Origin of the sequence: Mycobacterium sp. (genome assembly GCF_046091765.1) — a bacterium.
GTDB lineage: Bacteria > Actinomycetota > Actinomycetes > Mycobacteriales > Mycobacteriaceae > Mycobacterium.
On sequence record NZ_JBJTCF010000111.1, the window covers coordinates 1 to 16,020 of the forward strand.

Below are 16,020 nucleotides of genomic sequence, written 5' to 3' on the forward strand. Positions count from 1 at the left end.
GAGTCGGCGTCGGGGTTGTCGGCGGCCGCCAGTCCCGGGGCCTGCGGCCCCGCCATCAGTCCGAGGGCGAACACTGCCGCCCCGATCCGTGCAGTGTTTCGCATCATCGCCATCACCCCGACGTCGACGTCCGCACCCGGGATCCGAGTGCGATCCGGTGGGATTTCCCGCTCTCATCGTAGGCGCACCAACCGCTTTCGTCTCGGTAAACGGCTCGGGAAAATGGCGTCTACGCGGTGAGTCGCTCGATCAGGATCGCGACCCCCAGTCCTGCGGCACCGCTGACCGCGGCCACCCCGTAGCGCCCGTCGCGCCGTTCCAGTTCCTCCAGGCAGCTGCCGACCAGGATCGCGCCGGTGGCCCCGAAGGCGTGCCCCATGGCCATGGTTCCGCCGTTGGGATTCATCCGGTCGGGCCCGGCGTCCAGATCGCGGCGGAACTTCAGGCACAGCGCGGCGAAGGCTTCGGCGAACTCGAAGACGTCGATGTCGGCGGGTCGCAGACCGGTCCGCGCGAGGACGTCGAGGACCGCCGACTGCCCGGCGGTCAGCATCACCACCGGGTTGACCGCCGTGGTCGCCGACGCGACGATGCGCCCCCGCGGCGCGAGCCCGACCGACTCGGCCCCGTCGCGGGTGCCCAGCAGCACAAGCGCGGCCGCGTCGGCCATCTGGGGTGAGGTGCCCACGGTGTGCAAGTGCTCGATGGCGGAGACGACCGGATAAGCACTCAGCGCGATCTCGTCCTGGCCGTCGGCGCCGAGCTGGGCGAAGGCCGGCGGCAGGGCGGCCAGGGCTTCATAGGTCGTGTCCGGGCGGACCAGCTCGTCGTGATCGAGTCCGGGCCCGCGCCCGGTGGGCGCAACCGGCACCACGGAGCCGGCGAAAGCCCCCGCGGCCCACGCCGCGGCCGACTTGTGCTGCGTCTCCACCCCGTAGCGGTCGAGGTCTTCGCGCCGGAACCCCTCGAGGGTCGCGTTGAGGTCGGCGGCGATGCCCATGTGCACTGAGCCGACTGCCCGGATGGTGCTGGGGTCGGTCCACAGCGGACCCCGGTCGGCGAAGAGCGGGACCCGCGACACCGACTCGACGCCGCCGGCCACCGCCATGCTCAGATCTCCCTGGCGCAGGCGCGCCGCTGTCTGCGCGACCGCGTCGATGCCCGACGCGCAGAACCTGTTGAGGGTGACCCCGGGCACGGTTTCACCCCACCCGGCCAACAGCGCGGAGGTGCGAGCGATGTTCGCGCCCTGCTCGTCGACCTGCGAGGCGCAACCGATGACCACGTCGTCGACGAGGCCGCTGTCCAGTCCGGTGCGCTCGACGAGGGAGCGCTCGAGTGCGACCAGCAGATCAGTCGCGCTGCGGTCGTGCAGCGACCCTTTCGCCGAGGCCTTCGCGCGGGGGGTGCGCACGTAGTCGAGGATCACCGCGTCCGATCCGCTGAGCCGCGTCAATCCCGCACCTCCCCCTGCACACCGCACGCCGGTGGCGCCAGTCTACGTTTTCGCATCTCTGTCCTCCGCGCGAGCGCGCCTCCGACTGGCATCCCGGCTGGGCTGCACCCGCTTGGGCTCGCCCGGCATCTTCGGATAATTCGGCGGATAGGGCAGATCCCCCAGACCCCGATCGGCATCGGCTGCGGCCATCGCGAGCAGCGGATCGAGTGACTGGGCCACCGAGTCCAGCGAGGCCATCGGGTCGCCGCGGCTGGCGATGAGCGCCGGCACCGTCGCCATGGTGTAGTCGTCCGGGGTTGCGGCGCCGGCCAACTCATCCCAGGTGAGCGGAGTCGACACGGTCGCGATCGGGGTGGGCCGGACCGAGTAGGCCGCGGCGAAGGTGCGATCGCGGGCGTTCTGATTGAAGTCGACGAAGATCCGCCGCCCACGTTCCTCCTTCCACCACGACGTGGTGACCAGATCCGGTGCGCGCCTCTCGATCTCGCGGGCCAGGGCGATGCCGGCCCTGCGCACGTCGATGAAGTCCCACTGCGCGGCGATGCGCAGGAACACGTGCACGCCCCGGCCCCCGGAGGTCTTCGGGTACCCGACCATGCCGATGTCGTCGAGCAGGGGTTTGAGGACGTCCACGGCGATGGTGCGCGCCTCGGCGAAACCGGTGCCCGGTGCAGGGTCGAGATCGACCCGCAGTTCGTCGGGGTGCTCGGCGTCCGGGCAGCGGACCGGCCAGGGGTGCAGGGTGATCGTGCCCATCTGGGCGGCCCACACGATCGCCGAGGGGTGGGTCACCCGCAGCGCGTCCGCGGTGCGCCCGGACGGGAAGGTGACCCGGCAGGACTGCAGATAGTCCGGGTGCTTCTCGGGAAGCCGTTTCTGATAGATCTCCTCGCCGTCGATGCCGTCGGGGAACCGCTGCAAATGGGTTGGCCGGTCCCGCAGTGCGGTGAGCATCGGGCCGGAGGCGACCGACAGGTAGTAGTCGATCAGGGCACCCTTGGTGCCGGCCGCCCCGAGTTTGGGGAAGAAGGGCTTGTCGCGGTTGGTGATCCGCACCGCAACGCCGTAGACGTCGATCTCCTCGGCCTGCACACCTCGACGTTACGCCGGGAATCTGCGGCACAATGTAGTCATGGCGGTGCTGCGGTTGCCGGTGACACCGCCGGTGTCGCCGATGCTGGCCAAGTCAGTGTCGGACATCCCCGAGGGCGCTTCCTACGAACCGAAGTGGGACGGGTTCCGGTCGATCTGTTTTCGCGACGGTGACGACGTCGAGTTGGGCAGCCGCACCACGCGACCGCTGACCCGTTACTTCCCCGAACTGGTGGCGGCCGCCGTGGCTGAGCTTCCGCCGCGCTGTGTGATCGACGGTGAGATCGTCATCAGCGGCGACGCGGGCCTGGATTTCCCGGCGCTGCAGCAGCGCATCCACCCCGCCGACTCCCGAGTCCGGATGCTCGCGGCGCAACTTCCGGCCTCGTTCGTCGCCTTCGACCTGCTGGCGCTCGGCGATGACGACCTCACCGCCGCGCCGTTCAGCGTGCGCCGCGCCGCACTGGTCGATGCGCTGCAGCGTTGCGGACCGACCTTCCGCATCACACCGGCCACCACAGATCCCGCGACCGCGCGGCGCTGGTTCGACGAACTCGAGGGTGCGGGCTTCGACGGGGTCATCGCCAAGCCGCTCACAGCCCCGTACCGCCCGGGCGAACGCACGATGTTCAAGATCAAGCACCGGCGCACCGCCGACTGCGTCGTCGCGGGCTATCGGCTCCACCGGGATTCCGACGACGCGATCGGTTCGCTCCTGCTCGGGCTCTACCGCCGCGACGGCACCCTGGCACCGGTCGGAGTGATCGGTGCGTTGCCGATGGCCACGCGCAGGGCGTTGTTCACCGAGCTGCAGCCACTGGTCACCACCTGCCCCGACCATCCCTGGCACGGCCTGGACAGCGAAGTGTCGCGCTGGAACAGCGGCAAAGATCTGTCCTTCACCGCCCTTCGGCCCGAGCGGGTGGTGGAGGTCCGTTACGACCACATGCAGGGCGACCGCTTCCGACACACCGCCCAGTTCAGCCGGTGGCGCCCGGACCGCGACCCCAGATCGTGCACCTTTGCCCAGATTGCTGCCCAGATTGCGCAGCCGGCCGGCACGACTTCCGGTAAGAAGACGGCGTGGGAGCCACCGGGATCGTGATCGTCGGGGGCGGGCTGGCCGCCGTGCGGGTTTGCGAGCAGCTGCGCAAATCCGGCGATGACCGGCCGATCACCCTCGTCGCCGCGGAGGACTACCCGCCCTACGACCGGCCACCGCTGTCCAAGGAGTTTCTGGTCGACCGCGCCAAGACCCTGGCCGACGTGGCGCTCAAACCGGCGGAGTTCTACACCGAACACCGGATCACCGTGCGGTCGGGTTCGGCCGCTCGATCCCTGGACACCTCGGCCCAGACGCTGACTCTCGAGGACGGTTCGACTCTGGGTTACGACGAGTTGATCGTCGCCACCGGCCTGACCCCCAAGCGGATCGGGTCCTGGCCGGATCTGACCGGCATCCACGTGCTGCGGTCGCTGGCGGACGCCACGGCCCTGCGCGACCACGCCGCAACGGCGACTCGCGCGGTGATCGTCGGTGCCGGCTTCATCGGCTGCGAGGTGGCCGCCAGCCTGCGCGCCCTCGGCGTCGAGGTGGTTCTCGTCGAACCGCAGCCGACACCGTTGGCCGGTGTGCTCGGCGAGGAGGTCGGTCGTCTGGTCGCCCGTCTGCACCGCGACGCCGGCGTCGACGTCCGCACCGGCACGGGGGTGTCGGAGGTGCGCGGCGAACGCGCGGTGCGCGAGGTGCTCCTCAGTGACGGCGAGGTCGTCGCGGCCGACCTGGTGGTGCTGGGCATCGGCTCCCGGCCGGCCACCGCCTGGCTGGCCGGCAGCGGGGTGGACCTCGACCCCGGCGACGGCGGGGTGCTCTGCGACGCCGCCGGACGCACCAGCGCCGGGCACGTCTGGGCCCTCGGCGACGTCGCCGCGTGGACCGACGCTCACGGCCACCGGGTCCGGGTCGAGCACTGGAGCAATGTCGCAGACCAGGCCCGGGTGCTGGTCGCGGCACTTCTTCATCAGGACGCACCGGCGGTGGTCACGGTGCCGTATTTCTGGAGCGACCAGTACGACGTCAAGATCCAGTGCCTCGGTGAACCTCATCCCACCGACACCGTGCATGTCGTGGAGGACGACGGCCGCAAGTTCCTGGCCAATTACGAACGCGAGGGGGCACTTGCCGCCGTCGTCGGCGGCGGGATGCCGGGCAAGGTGATGAAAACCCGCGCCAAGATCATCGCCGGGACACCCATCGGTGAGGTCCTCTGAGCGAACCGGCAGGGTGATCCTCGGAAGAGGAGGCGACGATGAACACCACCGGGGTCGGCGCCGGCCGGTTCGCCCCGAGCCCGTCGGCGGATCTGCACATCGGCAACCTGCGGACCGCCGTACTGGCGTGGCTGTTCGCCCGCTCGACAGGTCGTCGCTTCACGATCCGCATCGAGGACCTCGACGACCGCACCCACACCGCGGTTGCCGAGCGTCAACTGACCGACCTGGCCGCGATCGGACTGGACTGGGACGACGAACCACAGTGGCAGTCGAGTCACCCGCAACGCTACGACGCGGTCATCGACGCTCTCCGACGGCGCGACCTGGTCTACGAGTGCTTCTGCAGCCGCAAGGACATCCTCAACGCGCCGCGTGCGCCGCACGCCCCGCAGGGCTCCTACCCGGGCACCTGCCGCGATCTCACCGACTCCGCCCGATCGCAGCGGCGCGGCGGCGGAAAGCCGCCGGCGTTGCGGCTGCGCTCCGCGGCGACGCGGTTCACCGTCAACGACCTGCAGCACGGGAGCTACACCGGCGTCGTCGATGACTTCGTGCTGCGCCGCGGCGACGGGGTCCCCGCCTACAACCTGGCGGTGGTGGTGGACGACGCCCTGGCCGGTGTCGACCAGGTGGTGCGCGGCGACGACCTGCTGTCCTCCTCCCCCCGTCAGGCCTACCTGGGGTCGCTGCTGGGGTATGCCCAGCCGACCTATGCCCACGTTCCGTTGGCCCTCAACGCCGACGGCAAGCGGCTGGCCAAGCGCGACGGCGCGGTGACACTCGCCGACCTCGGGGCGTCCCGGACGTTCGCACTGATCGCCGAGTCCCTGGAACGCGGCGGCGCCACCACGCCCGGGGACCTGCTGGAATCCTTCGACCCGGCGCGGCTGCCGCGCCGGCCCTGGGTCTTTCGCGGTTGAGTGTCGATCCAGGGCCGCGCTACAGCGCGACACTCAGGCTGGCCATGCCGCGCAGCGTGACGTTGGGCCTGTACTCCGGCTCGCCGACCAGTCGGGCGTCCGGGAACCTCCTGGTGACCGCCGCCAGCGCCACCGCGGCCTCCAGCCGCGCCAGCGGGGCGCCGAGGCAGAAGTGCGGGCCCAAGCCGAACGCCAGGTGCCGGACGGCGGTCCGGCCGGGGTCGAAGTCATCCGGGTGCTCGTTGACGGCCGGATCGCGGTGCGCGGCGCCCAGCAGCAGCATCATCGTGTCGCCCTGCGGTATGTGGGCTTCTCCGATCGTCATGTCCGCACCGGCGACACGGCCGACCAGTTGCACGGGCGGGTCGTAACGCAAGGTCTCCTCCACGATCGCCGGTGCACGCTCGGGGTCGCGCCCCAGCGCGGTCCAGTGCTGCCGGTGGCGCAGCATCGCCAGCATCGCGTTCGCGATCAGGTTCACCGTCGTCTCGTGCCCGGCGACGAGCAGCAGATTGCAGGTCGCCACGATCTCGTCTTCGGTCAGCTGATCGCCTGACTCCTCCACCGCGATCAGCCCGGACATCAGATCCTCACCCGGGTGCGCACGGCGCTGCTGGAGCAGCTCACGCAGATATCCGCGCAGCCACAAACCCGCCTGCAGTCGCTCCTCGAAGCCCTGCGACTGGCCGGTGAACGTGACGAACGGATCCAGGCCCTGGGCCAGCAATGCCGACGCCGCACGGAAGCGCGGTTCGTCCTCGATCGGCACTCCGAGAAGGCGGCAGATCACCGCGACGGGAAGCGGGTAGGCCAGATCGGCGATCGCTTCCATCCGGCCGGCTGAGGCGATCGAGTCCAGCAGGCCGTCGACCAGGGCGGCGATGTCGGGCTGCAGTGCTTTGACGACCTTGGGTGAGAACGCCTTGCTGACCAGGCGGCGCAACCGGGTATGGTCGGGCGGGTCCAGGAACAGAAATCCCGGCGTGCCGAACGGTCGGGCGTCCTCACCCGCGGCCACGGCCCGCGCAACGATGGTGGACTTGAGCCGGTCACTGCACGAGGAGGGGTGGCGCAGCACCTGGTCGCAGTCGTCGAACGCGGAGAAGACCACAAGGTTGGACTGCGGCAACTGCAGTGGCCCGACGTCGAGGAACCGCCGGAACACCGGGTAGGGGTCGGGCCGGTTCGCCGGGTCGAGCAGTTGCAGCAGCAACGGCTGAGCGGTGGCGGTCACGGCACGCGGCCCTGCCCGCACCCGGCCGGGATGGTCGGGCCCTTCGCGAGGGCCTCGGCCAGCGATGGCGTCGTGGCCCCGTTTCGCAGGTCGGTCACCGGCGGCAGCGACAGGTGGACCTCGTAGACGAGGGTGCCTTCGCGAGTCACGTCGCGGCAGGTGAGGCCGACGCGGTTGCCCGCCCCGCGGCCGAACTCGCTGTCGAAGGCCTCCCGCACGCTGCGCGGCGCGAGTCGGCGCCCCTCGGCTCTGTCGAAGAGCGGGTCGAGAACCTTGCGCACCTGATCGGTCAGTGACGTCGCGATGGCGAAGTATTCGGGGGCGGCAACACCCGAGCAGGTGCCGTGCGCGTACCACTCGTGCGAGGCCATCACCGACGCGTCGGACATCATCTGCTGCAGACCCGCCTGGACGTCTTGCGGAAGCGCCACCGCGGGTCGGCCCGCGGCGCGCTGGGGCACGCCGCAATACTGCTCGGAAGACGGCTGGGGCCACAGCCCGTGCAGGATGAAGACCTGCCCCAGCTGCCCGACGTGACCGGAACGGCAGCCCGAGTTGGACGGCTCGACCTTGCACAGGCTCGGACCCCAGGTCAGGGCCAGCAGACTGGAGACACTGCTGCCGGAAACCTCGGCATCGCTGGGCTTGCGATCCACCACAAGCAGGCTGTAGGAGACGGCGGCGACCACCGCGACCGCCAGGACGGCCGATATGGAGAATACGACTGCGTCGCCTCGCTTCATAGCGCACTCTATTCAACAGCTCCCAGCGGAGGACGTCCACAGCCCCACGATCGGCCCAACACCGTTGAACACCGCCTCTAGCGATCTCGACCGCTGGTTCGAACGCAACTCAGGCAGCACGCGCCGCGTCGTCTCCCTCTACCCGAGCCTGCTCACCGGCAGGATCCTGGCGTACTTCGCCTATCGGTTGCGCTTTCCCTTCCTGGTGTCCGGGATTCGCTTCGCCGTGCATGTAGTCGAGTTCTTCATCCTGATGTCGGCCCTGGGAGGCGTTGCGACATTCACGGTCATGGTGCTGCGGGCGGGCAGCCTCATCGTGTCCGGAGCCTGGTGGGGCCTTCTGGAGGTGATGCGCGGACGCCTGCGGGGCTACGCCAGGTCCGGGCAGCGCGATGCCGCCGAGCGCGAGATCGGATCCTGGCTGGTGCTCGCGGTGATCCTGGCGATCGCGGTGATCGCCCTCGGCGCCGTGGCCCTGCAGCTGATGTCCGGTGCCGGCGACGACGCGGTCGGCCGCTTCTATGCCTTCCTGGTCATTGTCGAGCTGGCGATCGGACTACCGGTCCGGGTACTGCATTCGGGGATCTACGCCACGCGCCGGGTGTACAAACCGATCTGGTCGATGTTTGTGCCCACGGGGGTCCAGTTGGCCGTCCTCGGTGCCGGCCTCTTCTACTACCCGAAGGCCGCGATCATCATCTCGATCGTCGCCGCCAACGCGATCACCATCTGGATCACCGTTCACTTCTGCCTGGAGGCCTACCGTATGGTGGGCCTGCGTCCGCGGTTCGGGCCGCCTGCGCGCTGGTGGCGCGACCTGCCGAGGATTCCGCCCTGGCTGGGATTCGAGACGACGATTTCGGGCCTCAGCTTTCGCCTGGACGCGGTGCTGGTGCTCATCCTCGTCGGCTTCTACGGCACCGACACCCGTACCTTCGACCTCACCGCCGCAAACATGGCCTGGCGGCACGTGGATGCCTTCCAGTTCTTCTATCTGATTCTGCCGCTGTTTCGTGGCACCTACGAGAGCTCCGGAATCTTTTACTTCGATCTGGTGCGCCTGCGAAACGCGCCCGCGATCCGGAGCCTCCAGCAGATGTTCTTCCACGCTCTGGTGTGGCTATCGCCGGTGATCGCGTTGTACTACTGGGTACTGGCCGCCGGGCTCGGGCAGTTCGTCCTGCATGACGTGCCGATGAGTTTCCTGCTGGCACTGATTCCGATGTTCCTGGTGCGCAGTGTCATTGGCATCTATCAGATCCGGCTGTTCGCCGAGGGCCGGTTCGGCACGCACATCGCCACGCTGGCACTGCTCTGTGCTCTGATGTGGTTGGTGTGGCTCAATCCCCACCCGGCCTCCGATCTGATCCAGATCACCGCGGCGATGGTCACCCAGCTCATCGTGCTGATCAACGTCCAGCATTTCCGCGATCGCCGAGACCCGCCGGAGCCGGCGCTGCTCTCCCTGCGCGAATGGGTCGACTCCCTTGCCCGCGAATCCGGTCCGGTACTCGCCGGGACCGTCACGATCCCGCAGTCGATCACCGCCAAACAGCGCACTGCCGCGGTGCGGCTGATGGAACAGGAGTTTGACGGTCACGGGCACGTCGGATTCCATTCACCCACTCTGCTGATGTATTACGAGCGCCAAGAACCGGGTGGGGATTTCCCCGCACCACACATCGCGCTGCAGACAGCCACCGGCGGTGCGCTGGGCCGCGGTACTTCCCTGGCCGCACCGGCCGCCAACGGGCACGCGATACTTGAGCGCATCTCCGGCGACCCGGCGTTCGCACCGCCCGGCGACGCCGTGCCCTGCCCGGCCGACCTGGGCGAGTTGGTCGCACAGTTCCGGACGCTCTTCCCCACCGGGATCGTGTTCGACCTGCAGACCCGCAGCGGCGCAGCGGACATGCGCACTGTTGAACCGGAGGTTCTCGCGACGCTGCTGCAGACGGCGATCGCCTCGCTCGAAGAGGGTGTCGACGTGGTTGCCCTACCCGGTCGCCTGCTGACACCGCTGCGCGAGCAGAGCTGTCTGCGGCTGCTGCTGCTGCTGCCTGCCGATCCCGAGCACGACCGGGTCGATCGCTGGCTGACGGTGCTGCGCACCTGGAAACTCGGTCGATACCGCCGATGAATGAGCCCGTCGACGTCGAGCGCCGGCTTGGCGATCCGCAGACCTACGAAGACGTGATCCTGCGGATCTTCACCACCCGCCGGCAACGGGGTATGGCCTTCGCCGAAGCCGAGAACGGCGTGACCTATTTCGATACCGCAGCCAAGCGCAGCCAACTGTCACGGACGATCGCCCGCAGCGTTTCCGAGGGCGATTATCGTCCGCGGCCAGTCGCGCTGTGGTCCCTGCAGACGAAGGGAAAGAGCCGCGCCGCGCACATGCCGTGCTTCACCGACCACGTCGTCGGTTCCGCGCTCTACCAACTCCTCACGCACAACGCCCAGTGTCAGGGACTGCCCGGCGTCTACTCCTACCTGCCTGGTCTGACCAATGTCAGCGCGATGCGCGCGCTGGCCGCGTTCGTCCGTGACCACCGCCACCGGGTGGGGCCGCACGGTCCACCGCTGTATGTGCTGCAGTCCGACTTCGACCACTACGGCGACTCGCTACCGGTCGGACCCGACGCACCGCTGTGGCCGCTGGTCCGCGAGGTGGCTGGACTGGGGACCCCGGGCGGGGCCGTCTCGGCGAGGACCTGGGATCTGATCGTCTCGCTGGCCCGTCCCGTCGTTGAGGATCAGGACGGCGTGCTGTTCACCCGGCTGCACGGTCTGCCCACGGGTACGCCGATGGTTCCCATTCTGTCGAATCTGGCCGTCACGAAGATGGACCGGGCGATCCTGTGCGTCGACGGGATCTTTTACGCCCGCTACAACGACGACTTCGTTCTCGCCCATCCCGATCTGTCGGCGATCCACGAGGCCGATGCGCGGATCGACTCGCTGCTGACGGAGATCGGGGTCAAGCGCAAGATCGCCAAGGAGCGTCGCACCGCGTTGAGCGGTACCGGCATGCCCTCTGATGCCGACCCCGCCTACCGCGGGGGCAATCGGATCGACTGCCTGGGCCTGTCCGTCAGCTACGCCGGGACCGTGACCGTGGGACCGCACCGGTTGCGTCGATTCGTCGGCAGGTTCGCGACCCGGATCGACGGGGCCGCGGCGAGCCTGTCGGCAATGACGGTCGAGCAGCGCGCCTGCAGGCTGGTGGCAACGGCGAACGTCATGCTCGATCCCGACAGTCCTTTCGTCGTGCCCGGTCTCGCGTCGCTGCTGGAAACCACCACCGACCGGGGGGTGCTCAAGGATCTCGATTTCCGCATCGCGCGCAAGATCGCGCAGGCGGCAACCGGGCAGCCGGGGGTCCGGGGTTTCCGGCAGGTCCCGCCCGCATCGCTGTATTCCCGGATGGGGCTGAGATCCCTGGTCCGGATCCGCAACGCACAGGGCAGGCGATTGCGGTCCTAGCTCAGGTGGTGTTCAATCCGTGAAGGCACGGATCCCGCCTGCGGGCGGTCACCTCCGAAGAACCACAGAGGCCGCGGCTTTCGGTTCTTCCTTTTTTCGTTTTTCCCCGTGCCTTTCCACGTCTTCACCCGGGTCATCACGGCTGTGCAGTGCCGTAGAAACGCCCGAGAACCTCCTCGCGCAACTCGTCGAAGTCACCGGCGAGGATCGCTTCTCGAATCCGGTCGACGAGTCCGATGATGAAGCGCTGGTTGTGGATCGTGCACAGGGTGGCGGCGAGCATCTCCTTCGCCTTGAACAGGTGGTGCAGGTAGGCGCGGGTGTAATGACTGCAGGTGTAGCAGTCGCAATCGGGATCCAGCGCTGTGAAGTCACGCCGGTAGCGGGCACCGGTCACGTTGTAGCGGCCGGAGGTCGCGTACACCGCGGCATTGCGGGCGACCCGCGAGGGTGAGACGCAATCGAAGGTGTCGGCGCCGGCGGCGATCGCGGCGAACAGATCGTCGGGTTCGCTGATCCCCAGCAGGTGTCGCGGCTTGGAGTCGGGCAACTCCTCGGTGCACCATCCCACGATGGTGGCCAGGTTCTGCTTCTCCAGCGCGCCGCCGATCCCGTAACCGTCGAATCCCCGTCCCGTCTCGTCGGTGATCGAGTCCAGACCGCGGCAGGCCTGGCGGCGCAGATCTTCGTACTGGGCGCCCTGCACGACCCCGAACAGCGCCTGCCGCGGGCTGGTCGGCTCCTTGAGGTCCGTCAGGCGGCGATGCTCGAGCAGGCAGCGCTGCGCCCACGCCTGGGTGCGGGCCAGCGACTCCTCCTGATAGGTGCGGGTGTTGACCAACGTGGTCAGCTCGTCGAACGCGAAGATGATGTCCGCGCCGAGTTGATGCTGAATGCCGATGGACACCTCGGGCGTGAATCGGTGGGTGGAGCCGTCAAGGTGGCTGGTGAAGGTGACGCCGTCCGCATCGACGCGGGTAAGGCGCTGCTTTCCGGCGGCCACCAGATCATCGGCCTGGACCCGGTCGACGTCTTCCATGAGCACCTTGCGGAAGCCCACCCCCAGCGACATGACCTGAAATCCCCCGCTGTCGGTGAACGTGGGCCCGGGCCAGTTCATGAAGGCGCCCAGACCGCCCGCCTCGGCCACGATGTCCGCGCCGGGCTGCAGATAGAGGTGGTAGGCGTTGGCCAGCAGCGCTTGGGCTCCGTGCTCGCGCATGGTCTCCGGCAGGACGGCTTTGACGGTGGCCTGCGTGCCGACTGCGATGAAGGCCGGCGTGTGGATCTCGCCGTGTGGGGTACGAATAACTCCGCTGCGGCCGCGGTCCTTCGGCAGTTGGGCCGTTACCGTGAACAAGGAGCTCTCCGGCGCGCGACTGTCGGGCACAGGAGGTATCTAATCAAGCGTGGGCTGAGAAGGGAGAAATGCCGTGATTCGAGTCATAGCGGCCGCCGTGTGTGGAGCCTCGGTGGTGATTGCCGGTCTGGCCGGCTGTTCTGGCACCAAGAAGGCCGAGGAGAAATCCCCCGCGGCCACCACCGGCGGTGTGTCGGCCTCCACGGGAGCCGGCAGCGCGACGGTGATTGTCGACGGGCAGCAACAGGACATCCGGGGACAGGTGGTGTGCGCGACCGCCGGCGACAGTCTCACCATCGGCATCGGTGAGCAGGGCTCCGGTATCGCCGTGGTCATGAGTGCAGACGCCTCGAAAGTGACCTCCGTGGGGCTCGGCGACCTCAACGGCGTCGCGCTGGCCTATCAGGACGGCGCGCCGGGCGCCAGCGCCACCGCGACCAAGGACGGCAAGAATTACACCATCAGCGGAACGGCCATCGGCGTCAACATGGCCGACCCGATGCAGCCGGTCAACGAGCCGTTCGAAATCAGGGTCAGCTGTCCCTAGGGCGTCGCGACGCGGTCCGGGCTTTGGCCGGCCGCGCAGGTTTGACCGGGAAGCCCATCGCCTCCTCGAGGTCGGTGAGCGAGGTGTCCAGATGTCCCAGCAGCCGCTGCAGGCTCGGCACGCTGCGTCGGCAGCCGACCAGTCCGAAGTCGAGGTTGTCCGCGCTGTTGGTCAAGGTGATGTTGAGGGCCTGCCCGTCGAGGGCGATCGACAGCGGGTAGTTGCCGTCGAGTCGGGCACCGTTCCAGTACAGCGGTTCGCGCGCCCCGGGCACGTTGGAGATCGCCAGGTTGAACGGCGGTGCCGCGGAGACCAGCGCCGGTGATATCGCGCTGAGCAACAGCGGGGACAGATTGAACGCTGAGAGCGCCAGGCGCTCCAGCTTGGGCAACTGGGAGAAGATCTCCTTGTTGCTGCTCATCGAGTTGCTGACCGCTTTGAGACGAAGAGCGGGATCGTCGACGTCGGTGGCCAGATTCGCCAGGATCGCCCCGACCTGATTGCCGCCGGTGGAATTGGAGTCGTCGCGCAGGCTGACCGGCACCATCGCGATCAGGGGACGATCCGGTAGCGCGTTCTGCTCGAGCAGATACGACCGCAGGGCGCCGCTGCACATCGCCAGCACGACGTCGTTGACGGTGACCCCCGCGGCCTTCTTGATCGCCATCACCCGCTGCAGCGGCCAGGACTGCGCGGCGCACCTGCGCGCACCGCCGATCGGGACGTTGAACATCGTCCTGGGAGCGCCGAAGGGCAGCGTCAACTGCTGCTCGAAGAGGCCCTTGCGGGCGAGGTAGATCGCCGAGGGGCCCAGTGCGGCCACCGATCCCATCGTCTGCAGCACCTCGCTGACGCGTGAGGAGCCCGCAGACTCGCGTCGGGAGGTTCGTTCGTTGGTGCCCCACGGAACCCGGACGTGGCGGTCCTGCGCATCCGAGGACAGGGACCGCCGCATCATCCGCATCGCGCTCACGCCGTCGACAAGCGCATGGTGAATCTTGGTGTAGACCGCGAAGCGGCCGTCGTTGAGACCCTCGACGAGGTGGGACTCCCACAGTGGGCGGTGCCGATCGAGCAACGTCCCGTGCAGCCGCGAGGTGAGTTCGAGCAGTTCGCGCACCCGTCCCGGCGACGGCAGCGCCGAGCGCCGCAGGTGATACTCCAGGTCGAGATCGCGATCGGAGGCCCAGGTCAGGTTGGCGATGCCGCCGAGGAATTCCGCCGGATGCTTGCGGAAGGTGGGACTGACGTCGTCACGGTCGACCAGTTCCTGATAGAGGCTTCGGATGTAGTCCGCGTCGGCTCCGGCGGGCGGCTCGAAAAGTTGCAGACCGGCGACGTGCATCGGGTGCTCGCGGGATTCCCCGAGCAGAAACATCGAATCCACGGGCGATATCAGTTCCATAGAACCCTCGCATTCACTGCCCGGCCTCTGAGTGTGCAACGGTATTCGGCTGAGCGGCGACGCGGCCCGGATTGCCGGGATTGCCCGCGGCGCACAGACCGTCCGGGGACGGCGTCAGCCGGCAGCCCTGGCGGGCCGGCCCGCCCGGGCCTTGGCGGAGGCCTTCGGCGACTCCTCGGAGCCGCCCGCTGACGCGCCGCCGCGCCCGGCGCCCGCCCTCGCCGAGGCGTTGGGGGCATCGGCGGACTCGGCGTCGCGGGCCTGCACCGGAGCCGCAGCCGTGACCGGGGCATCGATCTCGGCCGCGACCGGGGCCTCATCGGCCGGCGTGCCGGCAGCGGGAGCCGAGAGAGTCGGCACCGTGGCCAGCGCGTCCGCCACAGCCTGCACGCCGATCTGCGCCTCGGTGCGCAGGCTCGGGACGAAGTTGGCTTCGATGTCGGACGGGACGCTGATCGGACCGATCTGGACACCGGGGCCGAGCGTCAGGTTCAGCAGCGCACCGGTCAGGCCTTCCGATCCCAACAGGCCCTCCACCGTGCTGTTCCAGATGGCCTCCGGATTCAGCGTCGTCAGACTGGAGACGATGGAACTTCCGATGTCCGCCAGGGTGGCGGCCAGGTAGGACACCTGGCCCGCCGTGGCATCGATGAGTTTCGGCACCAGGTTCACCACCGCATCGACCACCGCCGTGCCCTTGGCGATGAGATTGGTCAGCACGTAGCCCCCGGCGTTGAGGAGTGTGTATCCCGCCAGCGAAATGTTTTGGATCGCGTTGAAGACGGCGTCGTTGAGATCTGCGATGGCCTGCGAGAAGTTGAGCGTCACCAGGTCGATGGTGACGGCGATCGCGGTGGTGGGGATGCTCCAGAGGATGTCACCGATGTAGCCGGCGACCGACGCGGCCGAGGCCGCCGTGTTGTAGAGGTAACCCAGCGCGTTGCTCGCCCACTGGGTGGCGATCGGGAACGGGTTGAGCAGGATCTGCGGCAGCACCCCGGGGGCGCGGTAGGCGCCCAGTGCGTCGGATTGCAACGCGGCGTTGAGGACCGGACTGGTGGGTGCGTTCCGGCCTGCCCAGTTGAGTCCGGGGTCGTCCAGCGAGTAGATCCCGTTGAGCAGGTAGCCGATCGCGATGCCGGCGTCCTGGGCGATCAGAGTGATCGGGTTGGCGAAAGCGGCCAGGGCGGGAGATGCCTGCAGCGCCGGAAGGCCGGTGCTCTGCACCCCGACGGCCGGGGTGATGGCGATCGCGGTTGCCCCGACCATGGCGGTGGTCGCGACAGAGGATCGGAGGGAAACCCGCATATCGTGGTCCTTTCGATGTGGAACGCCCCTATTAAACAGCAGCGCAGGGTGGCGAAACCGCGCGCGGTCAGCTGCGCCTGCAGCGTTGAGGCACACAGGCCCGGGCGTAACCGTCACCTCCACCGGTTGCTCGGCTCCCTCCTGAGCGGGCGCGCAAGGCCCTCACGCCGGGCAGGCCGCGCACGAGATGCG

The 16,020-nt window shown here is 68.5% G+C and carries 13 protein-coding genes; 6 read left to right on the forward strand and 7 right to left on the reverse strand.

Annotated elements, in window-relative coordinates; all coding sequences use genetic code 11:
* Nucleotides 1-229 precede the first annotated feature (229 nt).
* The gene (locus ACKOB8_RS12265; protein ID WP_526377592.1) at nt 230-1,456 is read right to left on the reverse strand and encodes a thiolase family protein; all 1,227 of its coding nucleotides are present in this window, start codon (nt 1,454-1,456) and stop codon (nt 230-232) included.
* Between the two features lie 42 nt (nt 1,457-1,498).
* On the reverse strand, nt 1,499-2,551 hold the full coding sequence (locus ACKOB8_RS12270) for a DNA polymerase domain-containing protein (protein ID WP_526377594.1): 1,053 nt from the start codon (nt 2,549-2,551) through the stop codon (nt 1,499-1,501).
* Nucleotides 2,552-2,600: 49 nt separating this feature from the next.
* On the opposite strand from ACKOB8_RS12270, the gene ACKOB8_RS12275 reads away from it, so the two are divergent.
* Genes ACKOB8_RS12275 through gluQRS form a run of 3 tightly spaced genes read left to right on the forward strand, consistent with a single transcriptional unit; the run spans nt 2,601 to nt 5,745 of the window.
* Nucleotides 2,601-3,656 (forward strand): ATP-dependent DNA ligase, encoded by a 1,056-nt coding sequence (locus tag ACKOB8_RS12275; RefSeq protein WP_526377650.1) that lies wholly within the window; start codon nt 2,601-2,603, stop codon nt 3,654-3,656.
* Nucleotides 3,635-4,822 (forward strand): NAD(P)/FAD-dependent oxidoreductase, encoded by a 1,188-nt coding sequence (locus tag ACKOB8_RS12280; protein WP_526377596.1) that lies wholly within the window; start codon nt 3,635-3,637, stop codon nt 4,820-4,822. Before ACKOB8_RS12275 ends, ACKOB8_RS12280 begins: the two co-directional genes overlap by 22 nt.
* Nucleotides 4,823-4,860: 38 nt before the next feature.
* The gene (gene gluQRS, locus ACKOB8_RS12285; protein WP_526377598.1) at nt 4,861-5,745 is read left to right on the forward strand and encodes a tRNA glutamyl-Q(34) synthetase GluQRS; all 885 of its coding nucleotides are present in this window, start codon (nt 4,861-4,863) and stop codon (nt 5,743-5,745) included.
* A 19-nt stretch (nt 5,746-5,764) separates the two neighbouring features.
* Here the strand turns inward: gluQRS and ACKOB8_RS12290 are convergent, their stop codons facing one another.
* Nucleotides 5,765-6,979 (reverse strand): cytochrome P450, encoded by a 1,215-nt coding sequence (locus ACKOB8_RS12290; RefSeq protein WP_526377600.1) that lies wholly within the window; start codon nt 6,977-6,979, stop codon nt 5,765-5,767.
* A complete protein-coding gene (locus ACKOB8_RS12295) occupies nt 6,976-7,722 on the reverse strand; it encodes a ribonuclease T2 family protein (protein ID WP_526377602.1) in 747 nt (248 codons plus the stop codon). Before ACKOB8_RS12295 ends, ACKOB8_RS12290 begins: the two co-directional genes overlap by 4 nt.
* Before the next feature lie 64 nt (nt 7,723-7,786).
* On the opposite strand from ACKOB8_RS12295, the gene ACKOB8_RS12300 reads away from it, so the two are divergent.
* Entirely contained in the window at nt 7,787-9,862 is a 2,076-nt protein-coding gene (locus ACKOB8_RS12300) for a hypothetical protein (RefSeq protein ID WP_526377604.1), read from the forward strand.
* The gene (locus ACKOB8_RS12305; protein ID WP_526377606.1) at nt 9,859-11,208 is read left to right on the forward strand and encodes an RNA-dependent RNA polymerase family protein; all 1,350 of its coding nucleotides are present in this window, start codon (nt 9,859-9,861) and stop codon (nt 11,206-11,208) included. The genes ACKOB8_RS12300 and ACKOB8_RS12305 overlap by 4 nt, the downstream gene beginning before the upstream one ends.
* A 136-nt stretch (nt 11,209-11,344) precedes the next feature.
* Here ACKOB8_RS12305 and tgt read toward each other — a convergent pair whose 3' ends face one another.
* The gene (gene tgt, locus ACKOB8_RS12310) at nt 11,345-12,598 is read right to left on the reverse strand and encodes a tRNA guanosine(34) transglycosylase Tgt (RefSeq protein WP_526377608.1); all 1,254 of its coding nucleotides are present in this window, start codon (nt 12,596-12,598) and stop codon (nt 11,345-11,347) included.
* A 43-nt stretch (nt 12,599-12,641) separates the two neighbouring features.
* Between tgt and ACKOB8_RS12315 the strand changes: the two genes are divergently transcribed.
* A complete protein-coding gene (locus ACKOB8_RS12315) occupies nt 12,642-13,115 on the forward strand; it encodes a lipoprotein LpqH (protein WP_526377610.1) in 474 nt (157 codons plus the stop codon).
* Here ACKOB8_RS12315 and ACKOB8_RS12320 read toward each other — a convergent pair.
* Together ACKOB8_RS12320 and ACKOB8_RS12325 are read right to left on the reverse strand one after the other, a co-directional pair.
* On the reverse strand, nt 13,102-14,520 hold the full coding sequence (locus ACKOB8_RS12320; protein ID WP_526377612.1) for a WS/DGAT/MGAT family O-acyltransferase: 1,419 nt from the start codon (nt 14,518-14,520) through the stop codon (nt 13,102-13,104). The genes ACKOB8_RS12315 and ACKOB8_RS12320 overlap by 14 nt on opposite strands.
* 114 nt (nt 14,521-14,634) lie before the next feature.
* A complete protein-coding gene (locus ACKOB8_RS12325; protein WP_526377614.1) occupies nt 14,635-15,828 on the reverse strand; it encodes a hypothetical protein in 1,194 nt (397 codons plus the stop codon).
* Nucleotides 15,829-16,020 lie beyond the last annotated feature (192 nt).